The sequence below is a fragment of the Brevundimonas vesicularis genome, from assembly GCF_027886425.1.
Classification (GTDB): Bacteria; Pseudomonadota; Alphaproteobacteria; order Caulobacterales; family Caulobacteraceae; genus Brevundimonas; species Brevundimonas vesicularis_C.
On sequence record NZ_CP115671.1, the window covers coordinates 1,482,449 to 1,503,736 of the forward strand.

General features: G+C 66.0%; 20 protein-coding genes and 1 tRNA gene. 12 read left to right on the forward strand and 9 right to left on the reverse strand.

Annotated elements, in window-relative coordinates:
* Window positions 1-25 precede the first annotated feature (25 nt).
* Both PFY01_RS07425 and PFY01_RS07430 read right to left on the reverse strand, forming a co-directional pair.
* The gene (locus tag PFY01_RS07425; protein ID WP_112861703.1) at window positions 26-277 is read right to left on the reverse strand and encodes a DUF2164 domain-containing protein; all 252 of its coding nucleotides are present in this window, start codon (window positions 275-277) and stop codon (window positions 26-28) included.
* The gene (locus PFY01_RS07430) at window positions 274-2,181 is read right to left on the reverse strand and encodes an ABC-F family ATP-binding cassette domain-containing protein (protein ID WP_055754807.1); all 1,908 of its coding nucleotides are present in this window, start codon (window positions 2,179-2,181) and stop codon (window positions 274-276) included. Before PFY01_RS07430 ends, PFY01_RS07425 begins: the two co-directional genes overlap by 4 nt.
* Window positions 2,182-2,332: 151 nt before the next feature.
* On the opposite strand from PFY01_RS07430, the gene ndk reads away from it, so the two are divergent.
* Together ndk and PFY01_RS07440 are read left to right on the forward strand one after the other, a co-directional pair.
* Window positions 2,333-2,752, forward strand: a complete 420-nt coding sequence (gene ndk / locus PFY01_RS07435; protein ID WP_017504672.1) for a nucleoside-diphosphate kinase — start codon at window positions 2,333-2,335, stop codon at window positions 2,750-2,752.
* Between the two features lie 211 nt (window positions 2,753-2,963).
* On the forward strand, window positions 2,964-3,164 hold the full coding sequence (locus tag PFY01_RS07440) for a YMGG-like glycine zipper-containing protein (RefSeq protein ID WP_017504673.1): 201 nt from the start codon (window positions 2,964-2,966) through the stop codon (window positions 3,162-3,164).
* A gap of 91 nt (window positions 3,165-3,255) precedes the next feature.
* On the opposite strand, the gene PFY01_RS07445 is transcribed toward PFY01_RS07440, so the two are convergent.
* Both PFY01_RS07445 and purN read right to left on the reverse strand, forming a co-directional pair.
* Window positions 3,256-5,325, reverse strand: coding sequence for a M13 family metallopeptidase (locus PFY01_RS07445; RefSeq protein WP_271042985.1), 2,070 nt, complete (start codon window positions 5,323-5,325; stop codon window positions 3,256-3,258).
* 87 nt (window positions 5,326-5,412) lie between these two features.
* The gene (purN, locus tag PFY01_RS07450; protein WP_271042986.1) at window positions 5,413-6,015 is read right to left on the reverse strand and encodes a phosphoribosylglycinamide formyltransferase; all 603 of its coding nucleotides are present in this window, start codon (window positions 6,013-6,015) and stop codon (window positions 5,413-5,415) included.
* 142 nt (window positions 6,016-6,157) lie between these two features.
* On the opposite strand from purN, the gene PFY01_RS07455 reads away from it, so the two are divergent.
* On the forward strand, window positions 6,158-7,768 hold the full coding sequence (locus PFY01_RS07455) for a S10 family peptidase (RefSeq protein ID WP_271042987.1): 1,611 nt from the start codon (window positions 6,158-6,160) through the stop codon (window positions 7,766-7,768).
* A 23-nt stretch (window positions 7,769-7,791) separates the two neighbouring features.
* Here PFY01_RS07455 and purM read toward each other — a convergent pair whose 3' ends face one another.
* On the reverse strand, window positions 7,792-8,829 hold the full coding sequence (gene purM / locus PFY01_RS07460) for a phosphoribosylformylglycinamidine cyclo-ligase (protein WP_271042988.1): 1,038 nt from the start codon (window positions 8,827-8,829) through the stop codon (window positions 7,792-7,794).
* A 79-nt stretch (window positions 8,830-8,908) separates the two neighbouring features.
* Between purM and rnd the strand changes: the two genes are divergently transcribed.
* The gene (gene rnd / locus PFY01_RS07465; protein WP_242078429.1) at window positions 8,909-10,057 is read left to right on the forward strand and encodes a ribonuclease D; all 1,149 of its coding nucleotides are present in this window, start codon (window positions 8,909-8,911) and stop codon (window positions 10,055-10,057) included.
* Window positions 10,058-10,221: 164 nt separating this feature from the next.
* On the opposite strand, the gene PFY01_RS07470 is transcribed toward rnd, so the two are convergent.
* The 4 genes from PFY01_RS07470 to PFY01_RS07485 all read right to left on the reverse strand — a co-directional run bounded on the left by PFY01_RS07470 (window position 10,222) and on the right by PFY01_RS07485 (window position 15,040).
* A complete protein-coding gene (locus PFY01_RS07470; RefSeq protein WP_271042989.1) occupies window positions 10,222-11,709 on the reverse strand; it encodes a Ppx/GppA phosphatase family protein in 1,488 nt (495 codons plus the stop codon).
* Window positions 11,709-13,925, reverse strand: coding sequence for an RNA degradosome polyphosphate kinase (locus tag PFY01_RS07475; RefSeq protein ID WP_174086179.1), 2,217 nt, complete (start codon window positions 13,923-13,925; stop codon window positions 11,709-11,711). The genes PFY01_RS07470 and PFY01_RS07475 overlap by 1 nt, the downstream gene beginning before the upstream one ends.
* A gap of 60 nt (window positions 13,926-13,985) precedes the next feature.
* Complete coding sequence (locus tag PFY01_RS07480; protein WP_271042990.1) at window positions 13,986-14,666, reverse strand: DnaA/Hda family protein; 681 nt, start codon at window positions 14,664-14,666, stop codon at window positions 13,986-13,988.
* A gap of 86 nt (window positions 14,667-14,752) precedes the next feature.
* Window positions 14,753-15,040 (reverse strand): YciI family protein, encoded by a 288-nt coding sequence (locus tag PFY01_RS07485; RefSeq protein WP_055754814.1) that lies wholly within the window; start codon window positions 15,038-15,040, stop codon window positions 14,753-14,755.
* A gap of 165 nt (window positions 15,041-15,205) precedes the next feature.
* Here PFY01_RS07485 and aspS point away from each other — a divergent pair, with 165 nt between their 5' ends.
* From aspS to rplA, 8 genes are all read left to right on the forward strand, one after another.
* A complete protein-coding gene (gene aspS, locus PFY01_RS07490; RefSeq protein WP_271042991.1) occupies window positions 15,206-17,038 on the forward strand; it encodes an aspartate--tRNA ligase in 1,833 nt (610 codons plus the stop codon).
* Between the two features lie 146 nt (window positions 17,039-17,184).
* Complete coding sequence (locus PFY01_RS07495) at window positions 17,185-17,319, forward strand: hypothetical protein (RefSeq protein ID WP_255360388.1); 135 nt, start codon at window positions 17,185-17,187, stop codon at window positions 17,317-17,319.
* A 95-nt stretch (window positions 17,320-17,414) separates the two neighbouring features.
* Entirely contained in the window at window positions 17,415-18,749 is a 1,335-nt protein-coding gene (locus PFY01_RS07500) for a hemolysin family protein (protein WP_271042992.1), read from the forward strand.
* Between the two features lie 96 nt (window positions 18,750-18,845).
* Window positions 18,846-18,921: transfer RNA gene (locus PFY01_RS07505), tRNA-Trp, on the forward strand.
* 70 nt (window positions 18,922-18,991) lie between these two features.
* Complete coding sequence (secE, locus tag PFY01_RS07510; protein WP_017506693.1) at window positions 18,992-19,306, forward strand: preprotein translocase subunit SecE; 315 nt, start codon at window positions 18,992-18,994, stop codon at window positions 19,304-19,306.
* A gap of 13 nt (window positions 19,307-19,319) precedes the next feature.
* Entirely contained in the window at window positions 19,320-19,895 is a 576-nt protein-coding gene (gene nusG, locus PFY01_RS07515; protein WP_017506694.1) for a transcription termination/antitermination protein NusG, read from the forward strand.
* A 229-nt stretch (window positions 19,896-20,124) separates the two neighbouring features.
* Entirely contained in the window at window positions 20,125-20,556 is a 432-nt protein-coding gene (gene rplK / locus PFY01_RS07520) for a 50S ribosomal protein L11 (protein ID WP_008259841.1), read from the forward strand.
* A 3-nt stretch (window positions 20,557-20,559) separates the two neighbouring features.
* A complete protein-coding gene (rplA, locus tag PFY01_RS07525; RefSeq protein ID WP_017506695.1) occupies window positions 20,560-21,249 on the forward strand; it encodes a 50S ribosomal protein L1 in 690 nt (229 codons plus the stop codon).
* The last annotated feature ends 39 nt before the right edge of the window (window positions 21,250-21,288 follow it).

Genomic DNA, 21,288 nt, shown 5'->3' on the forward strand with positions numbered 1-21,288 from the left:
CGACCCGTTCAGCGATACGGGTCGGTCAGCGCGTGGGGGCGGCGCGTTCGAGGCCGTACAGCGCCTCGACGATGTCCTCGGCCTTCTGCTGGACCAGTTGCTGGGCGTCGTGGACGCCGCGATTGTAGAAGGCGCCGCCGATGTCCTTGCCGATGAAGTCCAGCAGCATCTCGGCCGGAAGCTGGCCCAATTCCTGGTCCAGTTCTCGGGCGAAGTAGTCGCGCAGTTTGGCGGTGATCGCCGCGCGGTCTTCCTTGGAGAATTCGATCGGTTTCATGCGACCTCGGCGAGAGCCTCTTCGGCCGCCACCCAGGCGGCTTCGGCGGCGGCCAGATCGGCCTCGGTCTTGGCGCGGGCGCGGGTCAGGCCTTCGAGGGCCTTGGGATTGCTGACCGAGGCGGTGGCCATGTCGTCGTCGATGCGGGCGATCTCGGCCGTCAGGCGGGTCATGGTCTCCTCCGCCTTCTTGACCGCGTGGCGCAGGGTCGAGGGCGAGGGGCCGGATCGCTTCTTGTTGCCCCTATCGTTCGCGCCGCGGGCGCTCTCTGCTTGAGGGGCGCCTGAGTTCGCCTTGGCCTCTTCCTTCTTGATCTGGCTGGGCTTGGCGATGGCCTGTTTCGCGCGGTCCAGGACGAATTTGGCGTAGTCGTCCATGTCGCCGTCAAAGGGTTTCACCGTGCCGTCGGCGGCCAGCCACAGGCGATCCGCCACCATCTCCATCAGCGAGCGGTCGTGGGTGATCAGGATGACGGCGCCGTTGTAGTCGTTCAGCGCGTCCAGCAGCGCGCGACGGCTGTCGATATCCAGGTGGTTGGTCGGTTCGTCCAGGATCAGGACGTGGGGCGCGTCCATCGCCACCATGTTCAGCAGCAGCCGCGCGCGCTCGCCGCCCGACAGGCTGTCGACCGTGGTTTCCTGCTTCTCATAACCCAGGCCGAACTGGGCCAGTTTGGAGCGGCGGGCGCTTTCGGGCGCGTCCGGCATGGCGCGGCGGATGATTTCCAGCGGCGTGTCGGTCGGGTCCATCGCCTCGATCTGGTGCTGGTGGAACCAGCCGACGCGCATCTTCCTGTCGCGGTGAAGCTCGCCCTCGGACACGTCCAGAGCGCCGGCGATCATCTTGGCGAAGGTCGACTTGCCCGCGCCGTTGACGCCCAGCAGGCCGATGCGGTCGTCCAGGTCCATGCGCAGGTTCAGATTGCGCAGGATCGGCTTGCCCGGCTCATAGCCGACATTGGCCCGCTCCAGCCGGATCAACGGCGGCGCCAGCGGACGCGGCGGCGAGGGCAGGGTGAAGGGGGCGACGCGCTCCTCGATCGTGGTGGCGACGGGCTGCATCTTCTCCAGCCGCTTCATGCGCGACTGGGCCTGGGCGGCCTTGGAGGCCTTGGCCTTGAAGCGATCGACGAAGGCCTGAAGGTGGGCACGCTCGGCGTCCTGCTTGGCCTTGGCCGACAGCTGCAGCCGCGCCTTTTCGGCGCGCGCCTTTTCGAAGGCGTCGTAGTTGCCGGTGTAGAGGGTCAGGGTGTGGTTCGCGAGGTGCAGGATATGGGTGCAGACCTCGTTCAACATCTCGCGGTCGTGGGAGATGATCAGGGCGGTGTGCGGGTATTTCTTCAGCCGCGCCTCCAGCCACAGGGCGCCTTCCAGGTCGAGGTAGTTGGTCGGTTCGTCCAGCAGCAGCATGTCCGGCTCGGCGAACAGGGCGGCGGCCAGGGCGACGCGCATCCGCCAGCCGCCCGAGAACTCCGACATCGGCCGGGCCTGGTTTTCCTGATCGAAGCCCAGACCGACCAGGATTTCGGCGGCGCGCGCGGGCGCGGCGTCGGCGTCGATCTCGATCAGGCGCGACCAGATCTCGCCCATCTCTTCCGGTTCGGCGGTCTCGAGCCGGCCCAGCAGGGTGTGGCGTTCGACGTCGGCCTCAAGGATGGTGTCGATGACGCTGACGGGGGTCGCCGGATGCTCCTGATCGACCGAGCCGATACGGGCGGTCTTGGGCAGGCTGATCTCGTCGCCGGCGGCGTGAAGCTCGCCCAGGATCAGCTTGAACAGGGTCGATTTGCCGATGCCGTTGCGGCCGACCAGACCGACCTTTGAGCCGGGCGGCAGGCTGACGGAGGCGTCCACGAGAAACTTGCGGCCCCAGGCGTTGAAGGTCAGGTCGGTGATCTGGAGCATTGCGGCGAAGGTTCTTCGGTTGGTCGGCGTCCCTCAATCGGCAGGTCGCCATGCGGCGTGCGTCAGGGATGCAAAAAGGGACGGTTGGAAACGCGGGAGGTGGTCGCTATAAGCCCGCGACACTCAATCTCCCAACAAGAAGTCAATTCCCATGACCGAACGTACCTTCTCGATCATCAAGCCCGACGCCACGCGCCGCAACCTGACCGGTGCGATCAACGCCGTGATCGAAGGCGCCGGCCTGCGCATCGTGGCCCAGCGCCGCGTCAAGCTGACGACCGAACAAGCCAAGAAATTCTACGAAGTGCACGCCGAACGCCCGTTCTACGGCGAGCTGGTCGAGCAGATGACGGCCGAGCCGGTCGTCGTTCAGGTGCTGGAAGGCGACAACGCCGTCGCCGCTTATCGCGAAGTCATGGGCGCCACCAACCCGGAACAGGCCGCCGAAGGCACCATCCGCAAGCAGTTCGCCCTGTCGATCGGTGAAAACTCGGTCCACGGTTCGGACAGCCAGGACAACGCCAAGATCGAGATCGCCCAGTTCTTCACCGACGACCAGATCGTCGGCTAAGCGCTCAAGTCGCGAGGAACCGCGTTCCGAGCGTAGCGCGAGAAGAAGGCGCTCAAGCCGCGAGGGACCGCGTCCCAAGCGTAGCGCCGAAACAAAACGATGCGAGAGCGAAGCCTCTCGCATAGCGTGACTATATAGGCCCGCGCCCGGAACCGGACGCGGGCCTTGTCGTTTGGTGGTCATTATCTCGCTCGTCTCCCGGAGAAGACCCATGAAGACCATGATCAAACTGGCCCCCGTCATCGGCGTCGTGGCCCTGCTAGCCGCCTGCGGCCAGACGATGGAACAACGCGCCGCCACCGGCGCCCTGGGCGGCGCCGTCGCCGGTCAGGTCATCGGCGGCAACACGGGTTCGACCGTGGCCGGTGCCGCCATCGGCGCCGTCGCCGGCGCGGCGACCAAGCCCCGCTAAATCCGTCTAGGTCTTTCGGGCGAAAGCCCGGATGGCAAAAAGGCCCGGAGCGTTCGCTCCGGGCCTTTTCTACGTCTGACGTCCGGCGCCCTTACCAGATGCGGGCGCGGGCCTCGGGCGCGATATACTCCTTCTGGTCCGGCGAGACGCCGAAGGCCGCATACCAGGCGTCGATGTTGCGCGGCGAGGTCGCAGCGCGCACCGGGCCGGGCGAGTGCGGGTCGGTGGTCAGCTGTTCCTTCAGCGCCGCCTCGCGCGACTTCTCGCGCCAGACCTGCGCCCAGCCCAGGAAGACGCGCTGATCGCCCGTCAGGCCGTCGATGACCGGCGCCGGCTGGCCGTTCAGAGACTTGTGATAGGCGTCCAGGGCCAGCAGCAGGCCGCCCAGGTCGGCGATGTTCTCGCCCATCGTCAGGTCGCCGTTGACGTGCACGCCGGGGATCGGCTCCAGCTTGTCATAGATGTCGCCCAGCACCTTGGCGCGCGCCTCGAAGCGGGCGGCGTCTTCCGGCGTCCACCAGTCGCGCAGCACGCCGTCGCCGTCCGACTTGCGGCCCTGATCGTCGAAGCCGTGGGTGATCTCGTGGCCGATGACCGCGCCGATGCCGCCGTAGTTTACGGCCGGGTCCGCGTTCGGATCGAAGAAGGGCGCCTGAAGGATGGCGGCCGGGAAGACGATCTCGTTGCGCGGCGGGTTATAGTAGGCGTTTACCGTCTGGGGCGTCATGCCCCATTCCAGCGGATCGACCGGCTTGCCGATCTTGCCGCGCTTGTAGGCCCATTCGAAGGCCGATGAGCGTTCGACGTTGCCGTACAGGTCGTCGGCCTTCAGCTCCAGGCCGTCATACGAGCGCCACTTGTCGGGATAGCCGATCTTCACCCCGAACTTGGACATCTTGTACAGGGCCTGCTCGCGCGTGGGCTCGCTCATCCAGTCCAGGGTCTTCAGCCGCTCGGTCATGGCGTCGCGGATGTTGCCGACCAGGGCTTCCATCTGGGCCTTTGACGAGGCGGGGAAGTGCAGACGAACGTATTCCTGGGCCAGAACCTCGCCCAGCTGGCCGTCGACCAGGGCCACGCCCCGGTTCCAGCGGGGACGGTTCTCGGGCTGACCGCGCAGCGTCTTGCCTCGGAAGTCGAAGCGGGCGTCGACGAAGGCCTTGGACAGATAGGGGCTGGCCTGATCGACGACGTTGAACGCCTGCCAGGCCTTCAGGGTCTCGATTGGGGTGTCGGCGAACACCTGGGCGATGGCGGGGATGGCGGTGTTTTCCATCAGCACCAAGGTGTCGACATCCGACACCTGGGCGCCGGCCAGGAAGCCGGCCCAGTCGAAGCCGGGAGCCAGCGTCGCCAGGTCCGAGGCCTTGGCCGGGTTGTACAGCTTGTCGATCTGGCGACGCTCGACCGTCGTCCACTGCTTGTCGGCGACCTTGGTTTCGAAGGCCAGGATGTCGGCGGCGGTTTTGGCCGGGTCGGCCCAGCCGATGGCGGTCAGGGTGGTCGTCAGATAGGCCAGATAGGCCTCGCGCTGGGCGGCGAAGTCGGCCTTCAGATAGTAGTCGCGGTCCGGCAGGCCCAACGATCCCTGACCCAGATAGGCCGAGTTCAGATTGGGGTTCTTCAGGTCCTCGAACACATCGATGCCGAACAGTGAGCCGCCGAAGCCCGAATGGCTCTCGCCCATCAGGCGCGCCATGCCGGCGTGGTCGGTGACCGCCTTGACGGCGGCGAGGTCGGCGGCCAGCGGCGTTGCGCCCAGCTGCTCGATCTTCGCCTCGTCCATGAAGCTGGCGTACAGGGCGCCGACCTTGCGGGCGTTCTCGTTGGCGGGATTGGCGGCGCTGGTTTCGATGATCGACTTCAGCTGGGACTGGGCGTTCTCATACAGGACGTCGAACGGGCCAAAGCGCGACTTGTCGGCCGGAATCTCGGTCGTGCGCAGATAGGTTCCGTTGGCGTATTCGTTGAAGTCGTCGCCGGGCTTCACCGAGGTGTCGCGACCGGCCAGATCAAAGCCCCAGGCGCCGAAGGGGCTGTGGGCCGCGCCGGCCGTGCCGTGCGAATGCTGGGCCGAAGCGTCCTGGGCCGAGGCCGCGCCGCCGGTGAGAGCAACGACGATACAGGCCGAGCAGGCGGCCATCAGACGAATGCGAGTCATGGATAGAGAGGGTCCCGATTGAGGTCGGGCGCACCATTGCGCCGGTGCGGCGGTCTGTCGCATGACGTTTTTGTAATCTTCGCGCTGCTAAGGGCGGAGAAGGTCTCGGCAGAAATCGGACAGCACATGCGGGTAAAGCTGATGCTCCGCCGTCTTGACCCGTTCGGCCAGGGCCTCAGCCGTGTCGCCCTCTACGATCGGCACGCGCGCTTGGCCCAGGATCGGGCCCTCGTCCACGCCCTCGGTCACCAGATGGACCGTGCAGCCGGCCTCGGCGTCGCCGGCGGTGATGGCGCGGGCGTGGGTGTCCAGACCCGGATAGAGGGGCAGCAGGCTGGGGTGGATGTTCAGCATCCGCTCGCGCCAGCCGCCGACCAGCCAGGGCGTCAGAACGCGCATATAGCCGGCCAGAGCCACAACCTCGGCGCCAGCGTCGCGCAGGACGGTGTCCACCGCCCGCTCATGCGCCTCACGGTCTTTGCCGAACGGTTTGTGCGCCACGGTCGCCGTCGCCACGCCCTTGGCCGCCGCGATCGCCAGGCCGCCCGCGCCTTCGACGTTCGACAGCACCAGCACGACCTCATAGCCGCTGTCCGGCGCCTGACCGGCGTCGATCAGAGCCGCCATGTTGGAGCCCGCCCCCGAGATCAGGACGGCGACGCGGACGGGCGGGGCGGCTTGGGGTGACATGGCGCCTCGCATGACGGGGCGGGCGACCATTGGCAAGTTTCAAACGCGATCCGCCCTTGTTGTCGGCAGGATTCGGGCGTTAGCGTGTAACGCCGACCGCATGGCGAGGGGTCGTGGGTCGGCGCGTACAGGGGACTATCGCATGAAAAGACTGATCAGCCTCGCGGCCATCGCCGCGATGCTGGGCGCGCCCGTGGCGGCGCTGGCCCAGGAAAGCGGGACCAACAGCAGCAGCAACAATGGCGGGGGCGCCGCGATGCGATCCGCAACCGACCGGTTCCGCAACGCCAACGCCGAGGCGATCGAAAAGGACTGGGCGCGCGCACCGGTCGAGGAGACCGAAGTCACGACGGCCCATTCGGTCAACGCCCACGGCAAGACTCTGCGCTACAAGGCGACGGCGGGCACGCTGACGATCCGCGATGACGCGGGGATGCCGACCGCCAGCCTGTTCTACACCGCCTATACGCTGGACGGTCAGCCGGTCGGGACGCGGCCGGTGACCTATCTCTACAACGGCGGACCAGGCTCGCCGACCGTGTGGCTGCATATGGGCTCGTTTGGGCCAATGCGGGTCCAGACCGATGAGCCGACCGTTGTGCGGCCTGCGCCCTTCGCCTTCGGCCCGAACGACCAGACCCTGCTGGATCAGACGGACCTGGTCTTCATCGACATGGTAGGCGCGGGCTTCTCGCGTCCGTTGGGCGAGACGCCGGGTTCGACCTTCTGGGGCGTGGACGGAGACGCTGACGCCTTCGCCCGCGCCATCATGCGCTACACGACCAAGTTCAGCCGTTGGTCCAGCCCGAAATACATCATCGGCGAATCCTACGGCACGCTGCGCACCGGTGCGGTGGCGTTCCAGCTTGAAGATCGCGGGATGTCGCTGAACGGCGTGGTGCTGCTGTCGTCGATCATGAACTATGGCGTGCGTCAGCCAGGCTATCCGCAGAACTTCGTCACCCTGTTGCCGACCTATGCGGCGACGGCCTGGTATCATCGCAAGCTGGCGAATCCGTCCGCGACGGTCGAAGAACAGGTTCAGCGCGCGCGCGACTTCGCATTGGGGCCGTATGCGTCTGCTCTAGCCAAGGGGCACATGATCTCTGACGCCGAGCGCGCCCAGATCGTACGCCAGATGAGCGACCTGACCGGCCTGTCGACCACCTTCATCGACAACGCCAATATGCGCGTCGACCTCGGCGCCTTCCGCAAGGAGTTGCTGCGCGACCGGCGCCAGACGATCGGGCGGCTGGACACCCGCTACATGGGTCTGGATGAAGACGCGGCGGGCGGCGAGCCGGAGGATGATCCGTCCAGCTCGGCCGTGACGGGGGCCTATTTCGGCATCTTTCGGGACTATGTCGCCAATCAACTGAACTACAAGACCGACGTCGAATACCGAATGTCGGCGCGGGGCCTGCCAGGCTTCAACTGGAACTGGAGCCACCGTCCGCCGGTCGGAGGGCCGCAAACCACGCCGAACACGGCCATCGATCTGGCCACGGCGATGCGACGAAATCCGTATCTGAAGGTGATGTCGCTGAACGGCTATTACGACGCCGCCACTCCCTTCTTCTCGGCCGAGTTCGACCTGGCGCAGATGATGCTGGAGCCCAGCCTGCGGCCGAACCTGGAGTTCACCTACTATGAGGGCGGGCACATGATGTACCTCAGCCACGACGCCTTGGTGAAGCTGCACGCCGACCTGTCGCGCTTCTACACCGAGACGGCGAACGGCGGGGTGCGGTAAGCCCCGCGGGACCTGGGAGCGGCTTAGGCCGCTTCCAGTTGTCCGCAGACGAAGGCGACTTCGCCGGCGTTGAGAAGGGCCGCCAGCACCGGCTCAGCGTTCTCGGGCGAGACGATCAGGATGAAGCCGACGCCGCAGTTGAAGGTGCGGCGCATCTCGTGGTCGCTGATGCCGCCGGTTTCGGCCAGCCACTGGAAGACGGCGGGCATGGGCCAGGCGTCCCAGTCGAAGCGGGCCTGCAGACCCTCGGCGATGCAGCGGGGCGGGTTTTCGATCAGGCCGCCGCCGGTGATGTGGGCCGCGCCCTTGACCAGGCCCGCCTTCATGATCGGCAGCACCGGCTTCACATAGATGCGGGTGGACTCCATCAGGGCCTGGGCCAGCGAACGGTCCTTGGCGAAGGGGGCGTCGTCGCCCCAGGCCAAGCCGGACTTCTCGACCACCTTGCGCACCAGCGAATAGCCGTTCGAATGCGGGCCGGTGGAGGCCAGGCCGATGATGACATCGCCGGCCGCCTGGCGATCCAGATAGGGCAGGGCGTGGCCGCGCTCGACGGCGCCCAGGCTGAAGCCGGCCAGATCGTAGTCGCCCTCGGTGTACATGCCCGGCATTTCGGCCGTCTCGCCCCCGACCAGGGCGCAGCCGGCCTGGCGACAACCCTCGGCGATGCCGGCGACGACGCGGCGGGCGGCGTCGATCTCAAGCCGGCCGGTGGCGTAATAGTCGAGGAACAGCAGGGGTTCGGCCCCTTGAGCCAACAGGTCGTTGACGCACATGGCGACCAGGTCGACGCCCACGCCGTCATGACGGCCGGTCTCGATCGCGATCTTCAGCTTGGTGCCGACGCCGTCGGTCGTGGTGACGATCAGCGGGTCTTGGAAGCCGGCGGCCTTGAGGTCGAACAGGGCGCCAAATCCGCCCAGCGAGGGCTCCGATCCGGGGCGCGCCGTCGATTTGGCCAGCGGCTTGATATGTTCGACCAGCATTTCGCCCGCGTCGATGTCCACGCCCGCATCGGCGTAGGTCAGACCGTTTTCGAGAGGCTTTTGGGTGTCGCTCATGGGATCTCGGGCCTGAATCGGGGCGGAAATGCAGCGCGGCTCTTGCCACAGGTAGGATGCGCGGGGCTATAGCATCGGAATGACGCCGATCACCACCACCGAGGCGCTGGCCGATTTCTGCGCCCGCGTAGCCAACGCTCCCTTCATCACGGTCGACACCGAGTTCATGCGGGAAACGACCTATTGGCCGAAGCTCTGCCTGATTCAGGCGGCCTCTGCCGATCACGCCGCCATCATCGACCCGATGGCGGAGGGGCTGGATCTGGAGCCGTTCCTGGACCTGCTGCGCGACGAGAAGATCGTGAAGGTCTTCCACGCCTGCCGACAGGACGTGGAAATCTTCGTGCGCCTGGGAGCCATGCCCAAGCCGATGTTCGACACCCAAGTCGCCGCCATGGCCGCCGGGTTCGGCGAACAGGTCGCCTATGATTCGCTGGTGCGGCAGATGCTGCGCATCGAGGTGGACAAGGGCAGCCGCTTCACCGACTGGGCGCGTCGGCCGTTGTCGGACAACCAGCTGGTCTATGCGCTGGGCGACGTGACCCACCTTGCGGCGCTGTATCCCAAGCTGCGCGACCGGCTGCAGAAGGAAGGCCGGCTCGAGTGGGTCATGTCGGAGATGGAGAGCCTGACTGATCCGGCCCTCTACGACACCAATCCGGAAAACGCCTGGAAGCGGCTGAAGCCCAAGAAGTTCTCGGCCAAATATCTGGCGGCGTTCAAAGCCGTCGCCGTCTGGCGCGAGCGGGCGGCGCAGGAGCGCGACCAGCCGCGGGGCCGCATCCTGAAGGACGAGGGCATCGACGAGATCGCGCAACAGACCCCGACGGATGTCGAGGCCTTCAATCGCCTGCGCTCGGTGCCCAAGGGTTTCGGCGGTTCACGGCTGGGTCTGGAACTGGCCGAGGAGCTGAAACGGGTTCTGGCCGATCCTGAAGCCTTTGCGCCCGAGATGGAGCGCCCCGCCCACCGCCAGCCGGCACCGCCGTCGGTGGTCGAGCTGTTGAAGGTGCTGCTGAAGGCCAAGAGCGACAACGCCGGCGTGGCCTCCAAGCTGATCGCCACCGTGTCGGACCTGGAAAAGATCGCCATCAGCGACGACGCCGACATCGACGCCATGAAGGGCTGGCGCCGCCAGATCTTCGGCGAGGATGCGCTGAAGTTGAAGCGCGGCGAGATCGCCCTGGTGCTGAACGGCGCGCGGGTGGAAGTCGTCGAGATCGAATAGGGTTCACAGGTCCCCCTCCCCGCTTTGCGGGGAGGGGGACCGCGAAGCGGTGGAGGGGCTTTTGAAGTCCCACAGGCATCTTTGAGGCGGTGAAGAGCCCCTCCTTCACGGCGCTGAAGAAGCGCCGCGCCACCTTCCCACCAAGTGGGGAGGAGACTTCGAAATCAAATCTTCAGCCCCAGGTCCATCGCCTCGGCGAGGGCCTTGGCGCGCTTTTTGGTCTGTTCGCCCAAGAGGACGTCGGCGTAGCCTTCGGTCGCGGTCAGGCGCAGGTCGCCGCCTTTGACCTTGGCGGTGGCGTTGGCCATTAGCTGGGGCGAGCGCCCGGACAGGTCGCAGGCCAGACGGATCGCCAGGCCGAGGGCGCGGGCGCGCTTGGCGGCGGCGGCGTCGAGCAGGCGGTCGATGACCTCGGGCTGCGGCGTGGCGGGCGCGCCGCCATAGCGAGCGTTCATCGCGCTGGCCAAAAAGGCGCGTTCGGTATGGCTGATCCCAGCGACCGGCGCGCGGAGCACCTGGTCAAAGACAAGCTCCAGCCTGTGATCCGGGTGCAGCCGTGCGCCCAGGTCCGCCAGACGGCAGGCGGCGCTGACCAGCACAGCGTCGCGTTTCTCGCCGAACACCTCGGGCAGGGCCGCGACGATTTCGGAAATCCAGCCGTTGAGCGCGCCGGGCAGGGCGGGAGCCACGCCCTGGCGACCGCCCAGGGCGGTGCAGCCGGCAAGCAGCGGATCGGCCGTGCGCGTCGCCTCGTCCAGCGTCTCGAAAAGCAGGCCCTCTCGCACGCCCCAGGCCGACATCTCGATCTGTTTGAGACCGAGATGTTTGATCAACGCCTCGAGCACCAGGCCGGCGTAGGGCAGGGTCTCGGCGCGTTTCTTCGACACGCCGGGCAGTTTGGCCAGGCTGGTCGCCGACTGTTGCGCCACCAGACGCGCGGTCTCCAACGCCTCCTCGGCCGACATCTGATACTGATGGACGACCTTCAGCGGATAGGATTTCAAGCCCATCTGCACCTGGGCCAGGGTCCGCCAGGCGCCGCCGACGGCGTACAGGCGCTCGCCCTTGAACTGGCCTGCGACCGGTTTCAGGGCCTGATCGATACGGGCCTTGATGCGGTCGGCGTCGAAGGCCTTGCCGTCAGCCAGAGCAAACGGACCCAGCGGCAGGGTCAGGCCGTTCTCGACGCCGTCTCCGTTCAGCCGGGTCAGCTCAAGACTGGCACCGCCCATGTCGGCCGAGACGCCGTGGGCCAGGGGGGCGCCGGCCAATACGCCCATGGCCGCATATTTGGCCTCTTCCTCACCCGACAGGACGCGGATCTGGAGGCCGGTCTCGGCGGCGACCCGCTCACAGAACTCCGGCCCGTCCAAGGCTTCGCGCACGGCGGCGGTGGCGGCGATCAGGGTCGCGTCCGGCCGCACGCCTTCCAGCACGGCGGCGAAGCGGCGCAGCGCCGTCATCGCCATGACCACACCCTCGGGCGACAGTTTGCGCGTCGTCGGCAGGTCGCGGCCCAGGCCGGCCAGAACCTTCTCATTATACACGGTCCAGATCGCGCGGCCTTCCAGCCGGTACAGGACCAGACGAACCGAGTTTGAACCGATGTCGATCGCGGCGATGTCGCGGTCGGTAAGCGTGATGTCGGGCATCAGCGGCCTGGACGCTCGTAGCGCAGGACGGCGGGCAGGCTCTTGGCCTTACGGCCGCGCCCGGACAGGCTGGGATTTGTCATGAAGTATTTGTGGGCCGAGAAGGGCCGCTCAGGATCGGCGGGGGTGACGCGTGTATAGCGCCCTTCGGCGTCCAGCACCCAGCTTTGTGCATCGTCCTTCAGATTGGCGACCATGATCTGGTCCAGCACCTGATCGTGGACGGTGGCGTTGCGGATCGGCGTCATCAGCTCGACCCGGCGATCCAGGTTGCGCGTCATCCAGTCGGCCGAAGAGATGAAGACCTTGGCCTTGTCATGCGGCAGGTCCTTGCCATTGGCGAAACAGACGATGCGGCTGTGTTCCAGGAAGCGGCCGACGATCGACTTGACCCGGATATTCTCCGACAGGCCCGGGACGCCGGGACGCAGGCAGCAGATGCCGCGCACCACCAGATCGATCCGCACGCCCCACTGGCTGGCCCGGTAAAGGGCATCGATGATCTCGACATCGACCAGGGCGTTCAGCTTGACCCAGATGGCGGCGGGCTTGCCCATGGCGGCGGCCGACATCTCCTTGCCGATCAGTTCGATCAGCGTGGCCTTCATGTTCAGCGGCGAGACGACCAGGGCCTCGAGGTGGTCCGGCGTCGCATAGCCCGTGATGTAGTTGAACACCCGCGTCGCATCGCGCCCCAGGACGGGGTCGCAGGAGAACAGCGACAGATCGGTGTAAACCTTGGCCGTCACGGGGTGATAGTTGCCGGTGCCGAAGTGACAGTAGGTGCGCAGGCCCTCGCCCTCGCGCCGGACGACGACACTGACCTTGGCGTGGGTCTTGTATTCGACGAAGCCGAAGACGACGTGGACGCCGGCCCGCTCCATCGCCCGCGCCCAGCGCAGATTGGCCTCTTCGTCGAAGCGGGCCTTCAGTTCGACCAGGGCGGTGACGTTCTTGCCGTTCTCGGCCGCCTCGATCAGGGCGGCGACGATCGGGCTGTCCTTGGAGGTGCGGTACAGCGTCTGTTTGATGGCGATGACGTTGGGATCACGCGCGGCCTGACGCAGGAACTGAACCACCACGTCGAAGCTCTCGAACGGGTGGTGGATCAGCAGATCCTTTTCGCGAATGGCCGCGAAGACGTCGCCGCCATTGTCGCGGACGCGTTCGGGATAGCGCGGCTCATAGCCCTTGAACTTCAGGTCCGGATGGCCGCCGGGGATCAGGTCCGACAGTTGGGCCAGGCCCAGCATGCCGTCGACCAGAACGACGTCCTGGGGCGCGGCCTCCAGCTCGCCGACGATGAAATCGCGCAGATCGACAGGCATGGACGCCTCGATCTTGACGCGCACGACCGAGCCCAGACGACGCTGCTTCAGCGCCTCCTCGAACTCCAGGACCAGGTCCTCGGCCTCTTCCTCGATCTCGATGTCCGAGTCACGGATCAGGCGCAGCACGCCCTTTTCCTGAACCTCGCAGCCTGGGAACAGGTGGTCGATGAACAGCAGCAGCACGTTTTCCAGCGTGATGAACCGCTTGTGCCCCGGCGTGGAGCGGCCGTCGGTCGGCAACTCCCAGAACCGGCGAACCTGGGTCGGCACCGGCACCAGGGCGTAGAAGGTCTTGGTCTCGCCCTTGCGCTTTAGTTTCAGCGCCAGGGAGAAGCCGAGGTTGGGTAGGAAGGGGAAGGGGTGCGCCGGGTCGATGGCGAGCGGCGTCAGGACGGCGAAGAGCTGGTTCAGGAACTCGGGTTCCAGACGCTCCTTCTCGGTCTTGGTGATCTTCTGGCGATCGACGATTTCGATACCGGCGACGGTCAGTTCCTTCTTGAGCTGACGCCAGCGCAGCTGCTGTTCGGCCATGAGCTCGCCGGCGGCGATGTTGATCTGCTCCAGCTGTTCAGCGGGGGTCAGGCCGTCGGCGGACAGGACGCGCAGCCGTTCGCGCAACTGACCCTTCAGGCCGGCGACGCGGGTCATGAAGAACTCGTCCAGGTTATTGGCCGAGATGGACAGGAACCGCAGCCGCTCCAGCAGCGGATGGTTGGGGTTGGCCGCTTCTTCCAGAACCCGTTCGTTGAACGCCAGCCACGAGGTTTCCCGATTGAAGAACCGGCGGGGCGAGGCCATCAGCTCTTCGCTCAGCGCCAGTTGAGGGGCGCGAGAGGCGGGAACCTCTTCGCCTCGGGTGTCGTCATGGATCGCGGCGTCGGTCATGAACCGGTTCTCGCGCGCGTGTGTGACGGCCGCAAGCGGGCGCCGAGAAAATGTCGCCGGTCAGTCGGCGGCGGCGTCCATGGCGTCCAGCACCTGACGCGCCAGAACGCGCGTGACCGGGCGGTGGAGGGCGTCCAGACGTTCGACCACCGAAGCGGCGGTCTCGGCCGAGCGGTCCAGGCGTCGAACCAGATAGTCGATCACATCGTCGGACGGGGTGATGCTGCGTTCGGCGAAGCGGGCGCGCAGGATGGCCGACAGGACAGCGTCGTCGGGCGCGGCTATGGCGACGGCGCGCACGGCGTCCAGCCGCGAACGCAGATCGGGCAGATCGACCGACCACTGGCGCGGGGCCGAACGCGACACCAGCAGCAGAGCGCCGCCGCCGGAGTTGGCCAGGTTGATCAGATGAAACAGGCTTTCGTCGTCGGCGTCCGCCGCACGGTCCAGCAGGACCGTGCGGCCTTCCAGCTCCAGGGGATCGATCAGCGCGGCCTCGGCGCCGTTCAGCGGCACGGCGCCGACCCGCTCGGCCCAGTCGGCGGCGAGGCGGCTCTTGCCCGACCCTGGCGGGCCGTGAAGCGCCAGCACCGCGCCCACGCCGTCGGGCCAGCGGGCCAGAACGCGCACGGCCTCGGCATTGCTGTCGGACGTCACGAAGGCCTCGCCCGCAACGGGCCGCTCCAGCGGCAGACGCAGCTGTTCGGTCGTCGTTTGGGGCAGGGCGCTCAGCGCGGACATGCGCCTGTCATAGCAGAGGCCGGCGTTAACCGCGTCAGGTCCGCGCTGTTGGTTGCGGGGAGCGAACCGCGCCCCTGTGGATGAAATCAGGCGAATTCGGCAAGGGCGGGGTTCAGCTTGCCGGCCTTGAACTCGGTCACCGTGTAATCGGCCAGGCCGTGAACCTGGAACGGATCGGCCTTCAGCAGGGCCTCCAGCTCCTCCTTTGTGCTCCCGCTGCGCACCACCAGAATGCCGCCGGTGCGTGGGACCATCGGCCCGGCGGCGATGATCAGGCCGCTGGCGACATGCTGATCCAGCCACGCGCGATGCTCGACCGTCCGCGCCTCGATGGCTTCTATGGGCTGAGTGTAGGTGATGGTGACGATGAACATGGCGGCCTCGGGCGGGATGGAAGCCTCAGATATCATGCGCGGCGGCAGGCTTTGCAACGGCTGAAACCTTGACTTTCCGGGGCGATGATGCGCCCTACGCCGCTTCGATTTCGGGCGCCGACGGCGTCGGATTCCACCGCCCAGAGACTCCAGACGGTTCGTTTCATGCACGCCTATCGCTCTCACACCTGCGGCGCCCTGCGCGCCTCCGACGCCGGTTCCGCCGTTCGCCTGTCCGGCTGGGTTCACCGCAAGCGCGATCACGGCGGGCTGCTGTTCATCGACCTGCGCGACCACTACGGCCTGACGCAGCTGGTGCTGCACCCTGAGACGCCAGGCTTCGCCGCCGTCGAACGCCTACGCGCCGAGAGCGTGATCAAGGTCGATGGCGAGGTGGTCGCCCGCGACGCCTCGGTGGTGAACGCCAATCTGCCCACGGGCGAAGTCGAGGTGCGCGTCCAAGGCGTCGAGGTGCTGTCCGAAGCCGCCGAACTGCCGATGCCGGTCTTTGGCGATCAGGAATATCCTGAGGATATCCGTCTGGCCAACCGCTTCCTGGATCTGCGCCGCGAGCGACTGCACAAGAACATCGTGCTGCGCTCCAAGGTGATCTCCTCGATCCGCCGTCGCATGGTCGATCAGGGCTTCCTGGAGTATCAGACGCCGATCCTGACGGCCTCGTCGCCGGAAGGCGCGCGCGACTTCCTGGTGCCGTCGCGACTGCATCCGGGCAAGTTCTATGCGCTGCCCCAGGCGCCGCAGCAGTTCAAACAGCTGCTCATGGTCTCGGGCTTTGATCGCTATTTCCAGATCGCGCCGTGCTTCCGTGACGAAGACCTGCGCGCCGATCGTTCGCTGGAGTTCTATCAGCTCGACGTCGAGATGAGCTTCGTGACGCAGGAAGACGTCTTCGCCGCCATCGAGCCGCTGATGCACGGCGTGTTCGAGGAGTTCGGCGAGGGCAAGCCGGTCTCGGCCATCGACGGCGTCCATACCTTCACCAACGACTTCGGCGAGACGTTCGAACACAAGGGTTTCGAGCGCCTGACCTACGCCCAGTCGATGGCCTGGTACGGTTCGGACAAGCCGGACCTGCGCAACCCGATCAAGATGCAGGTGGTGTCTGATCACTTCCGCGACGGCGGCTTCGGCCTCTTCGCCAAAATCCTGGGCGCGGACGACAAGAACGCCGTCTGGGCCATTCCGGCCCCCATGGGCGGTTCGCGCGCCTTCTGCGACCGCATGAACAGCTGGGCGCAGGGCGAGGGCCAACCGGGCCTGGGCTATATCTTCTGGTCCGAAGACCAGGGCGCTTGGGGCGGCCCGATCGCCAAGAACCTGGGTCAGGAACCGACCGAGGTCCTGATGTCGTCGCTGGGTCTGGGGCAGGGCGACGCCGCCTTCTTCGTCGCCGGCCTGCCTGCGACCTTCGCCAAGTTCGCCGGCCTGGCCCGCACCCGCGTGGGCGCCGAGCTGAAGCTGGTGGACGAAGACCAGTTCAAATTCTGCTGGATCGTCGACTTCCCCATGTTCGAATGGTCGGAAGAAGAGAAGAAGGTCGACTTCAGCCACAACCCCTTTTCCATGCCGCAGGGCGGGCTGGAGGCTCTGGAGACCCAGGACCCGCTGACCATCCGCGCCTACCAGTACGACATCGTCTGCAACGGCTATGAGCTGTGCTCGGGCGCGATCCGGAACCACAAGGCCGAGATCATGCTGAAGGCCTTCGAGATCGCCGGCTATGACGCCTCGGTGGTCGAGGAGCAGTTCGGCGGCATGCTGAACGCCTTCCGCTTTGGCGCGCCGCCGCACGGCGGTCTGGCCCCCGGCATCGACCGCATCGTCATGCTGCTGGCCGGCGAGACGGCCATCCGCGAGGTCATCGCCTTCCCGCTGAACCAGCAGGGCGAGGATCTGTTGATGAACGCCCCGACCGAGGCCGAGGAGCGCCAACTGAAGGACGTCCACATCCGCACGGCCCTTCCGATCAAGGTGTGATCGGCGAGATCTGATCCAGGACGAAAAAAGGGGGGATGCTTAGCGGCGTCCCCCTTTTTTGTGCTCGCGCCCAAGGCGAGCACGATTGCCTGCAACCGCAAACCGGGATTTACGTTCGCATCGGACGTTAATCTTTTGGTAACCAAATGCGACGCGCCATTCGACTGGGTATCTTCATCGGCACCGTGCTGGGCATGAGCGCCTGTGCGACCCAGTACGACGCCAATGGTCGGCCGGTTTCGGGCGCTTACGGCTCGGTCGAAGCCGGGCGGACGGGCTGAGCGCAAAGGAAAACGTGGCGCTGGTCGCGATCCTGCCCTAATGTAGCGCTGCGGACGCCGTCTGTCGCGCCGCGTCGGTCCCCAAAACCCCCTAGATGTTACTCATCGCTATTGCTGTCGTTCTGCTCCTGGTGGTGCTCAACGGCTTGTTCGCCATGACTGAATTGGCGGTCGTCTCCTCGCGGAAATCCAAGCTGCAGGCGAGGGCGGAACGGGGCGACCGGGGGGCCAGGGCGGCGCTGAAGCTGTCGGAAGAACCGACTCAGTTCCTGTCCGCGGTTCAGGTGGGCATCACCCTGATCGGCATTCTGGCGGGCGCCTATGGTCAGGCGACCATCGCGGGCGAACTGGATCGCATTCTGGAAGTCGCCTTCCCGGCGCTGGCTCAATATACCGAATTCTTCGCCACGGCCCTAGTGGTCGTGTGCATCACCTATGTCTCGCTGATCATTGGCGAACTGGTGCCCAAGCGCCTTGCGCTGATCTTCCCCGAGACGGTGGCGTCGAAGATGGCCGGGCCGATCTCCAAGCTGGCGATCGTGTTGAAGCCGTTCGTCCTGCTGCTGACCGCCTCCACCTCGGGCATCCTCAAGCTGTTGGGCGTCAAGGATCGCGATGGCTCGGACGTGACCCAGGAAGAGGTGGCGACCATCCTGGCCGAAGGCACCTCGGCTGGCCTGATCGAGCCCGAAGAGCAGGTGATGATCGAGGAAATCCTGCGCCTGGGCGACCGTCCGGTGCGGGTGGCCATGACGCCGCGCCACGACGTGTTCTGGATCGCCCTGGACGACCCCGAAGAGATGCTGCGCGAAGAGATTCGCACCTGCCCCTATTCGCGGATCGTGGTGGCGCGCGAGAGCGACGTCGATAATCCGCTGGGCGTGGTTCACAAGAAGGATCTGCTGGACAGTCTGCTGACCAACGGCAAGTTCGACATCGAACCGCTGGTCGCCGAACCGGCTTTCATTCCCCAATCGACCTCGGTGTTGAAGGCGCTGGAGATCCTGAAGGGCTCGCGAGTCCACATGGCCTTCATCGTCGATGAGTACGGCGCCTTCGAAGGCGTGGTGACGGCGACCGACATTCTGGAAATGATCGCCGGCGACTTCAATGAAGGCCATGACGAAGAGCAGGCCTGGATCCATCAGCGCGCCGACGGCAGCTGGCTTGTCGATGGTCAGACGGACCTGGACGAACTGGCTGACAAGCTGGGCGAGGACTTTGGCGAGCATGAAGGCTTCCACACCGTCGCCGGCCTGATTCTGCACCAGATCTCGCGCGTCCCGGACGAGGGCGAAGTGCTGCAGGTCGGCCGATTCGAGGTCGAGGTCGTGGATATGGACGACCGCCGCATCGACAAGCTGATCTTCAAGGAACTGGTGAAGGCCGAGGACGAGCGCGACGCCATCGCCGCGCATCTGGAAGACTGATCGCAAGTGTCACATCGCCCTTGAAATGGCGGGCGGTGTCGGGCATACGCCCCCCTCTGGCGAACGCACGGACCTTTCGGGTTTGCGCGGTTGTCTAGGAGTTTAGCTCAGCTGGTAGAGCACCGGTCTCCAAAACCGGGGGTCGTGGGTTCGAGTCCCCCAACTCCTGCCAATCCCCCCTGTCGCTTCCGGATGGGACTTCCCATCTGGGGCGACAGGAACAATTGTGTGAAGAGCAACTGATGGCCAAGGCCAAAACTCCCGGCAAGCGGCCTCAAGGCAGCGCGAAGCCCCAGATGGGCGCCAAGCCTCAGGCGGCCGGCGCCGCCGCCATCACGGTCGATTCGCCCGAGCCCAAGAAGCCCCGCACCAGCCCCGGCCAGTTTCTGAGCCAGGTGCGCGCCGAAGGCCGCAAGATCGTCTGGCCCAGCCGCAAGGAGACCTGGATCACCTCGGTGATGGTCTTCATCATGGTCATCATCGCCTCGATCTTCTTCTGGATCGTGGACACTGGCCTGGGCTACGCCTTCCGCTACATCATCGCTCTCGGATCCTGAGAAAGACGCGCCCATGACCGATGCAGCGCCCGCAAAGCCCGCCAATCCGCGCCACAAGTGGTACATCGTCAACGCCTACTCGAACTTCGAGAAGAAGGTCGCCGAGCAGCTGCGTGATCAGGCCAAGCAACAGGGCCTGGAAGACGCCTTCTCCGAAATCCTGGTTCCGACCGAGGACGTCGTCGAGATCCGTCGCGGCCGCAAGGTGAACTCGGAACGCAAGTTCTTCCCCGGCTATGTGCTGGTGAAGATGGAAATGACCGACCAGGCCTATCACCTGGTCAAGAACACGCCGAAGGTCACGGGCTTCCTGGGCGCCGCGGGCGGCACCAAGCCCCTGCCGGTTTCCGAGCGTGAAGTTCAGAACATCATCGGCGCCGTGGAAGAGGGCGTCGAACGTCCCAAGCCCACCATCCGCTTCGACATCGGCGAGAAGGTCAAGGTCATCGACGGCCCGTTCGCCAGCTTCGACGGTTCGGTCGAGAGCGTGGACGAAGAACACGCCCGCCTGCGCGTCGCCGTGTCCATCTTCGGCCGCGCCACGCCGGTCGAACTGGAATATGCCCAGGTGGAGAAGGTCGCGGGCTGAGGCTCACGCCCCGGTCGAGATTTCAAGCCGCGTCCGAAAGGGCGCGGCTTTTTCGTTTCTGCGGCGAGGGCGGGGCGGTGCGTTGCCTTTCCATCCCCCCTCTGTTACACGCGCGCCTTCGCTCGGCGGGCCTTCGGTTCGTGGAGCGTCAAATCCGTGGGAGGCAGCCATGCCGCACCACGGCTCACCGGTCCCGGATCACGTCCGGGATCATTCATAGGAGAGACCAATGGCCAAGAAGATTCTCGGCTATATCAAGCTGCAAGTGCCGGCCGGTTCGGCTACGCCTTCGCCCCCGATCGGCCCGGCTCTGGGTCAGCGCGGCGTGAACATCATGGGCTTCTGCAAGGAGTTCAACGCACGCACCGAGAAGGAAGCCAAGGGCACCCCGCTTCCGACTGTGATCACCGTCTATCAGGACAAGTCGTTCACCTTCATCACCAAGACGCCGCCGGCGACCTGGTACCTGAAGCAGGCCACGGGCCTGAAGTCGGGTTCGAAGCTGGTCGGCCGTGAAGTCGCCGGCAAGATCACGCAGGCGCAACTGCGCGAGATCGCCGAAAAGAAGATGAAGGATCTGAACGCCAACGACCTCGACGCGGCGGCCAAGATCATCGAAGGCTCCGCCCGCGCGATGGGCCTCGAAGTGGTGGAGGGCTAAACCATGGCCAAGCAAACCAAGGCCTTCAAGGCCCGCACCGGCGTGACCCAGGACCTGCTGCCGTTCTCCGACGCCATCAAGCTGGCCAAGGAAAACGCCAAGGCCAAGTTCGACGAGTCGCTGGAAATCTCGGTCAACCTGGGCGTCGACCCGCGTCACGCCGACCAACAGGTCCGTGGCGTCGTCAACCTGCCGTCGGGCACCGGCCGTGACGTTCGCGTCGCCGTCTTCGCCAAGGACGCCAAGGCCGCCGAAGCCACCGCAGCCGGCGCCGAACACGTCGGCGCCGAAGATCTGTACGAAAAGATCGCCGGCGGCTTCATGGAGTTCGACCGCGTGATCGCGTCGCCGGACATGATGGCCCTGGTCGGCCGTCTGGGTAAGGTGCTGGGCCCGCGCGGCCTGATGCCGAACCCCAAGGTCGGCACCGTGACCCCGAACGTGGCCCAGGCCGTCAAGGACGCCAAGGGCGGCGCCGTGGAGTTCCGCGTCGAGAAGGCGGGCATCGTCCACGCCGGCATCGGCAAGGTCTCGTTCACCCAGGACGCCCTGGAAGCCAACGTGAAGGCCATCGTGGACGCCCTGGTGCGTTCCAAGCCGTCGGGCGCCAAGGGCACCTATGTGAAGCGCATCAGCCTGTCCTCGACGATGGGCCCGGGCTTCAAGGTCGACCCGGCCTCGCTGGGCGCCTAAGTCGAAAGACAAGCCACACCGAAGAACGGCGGGGAGCGA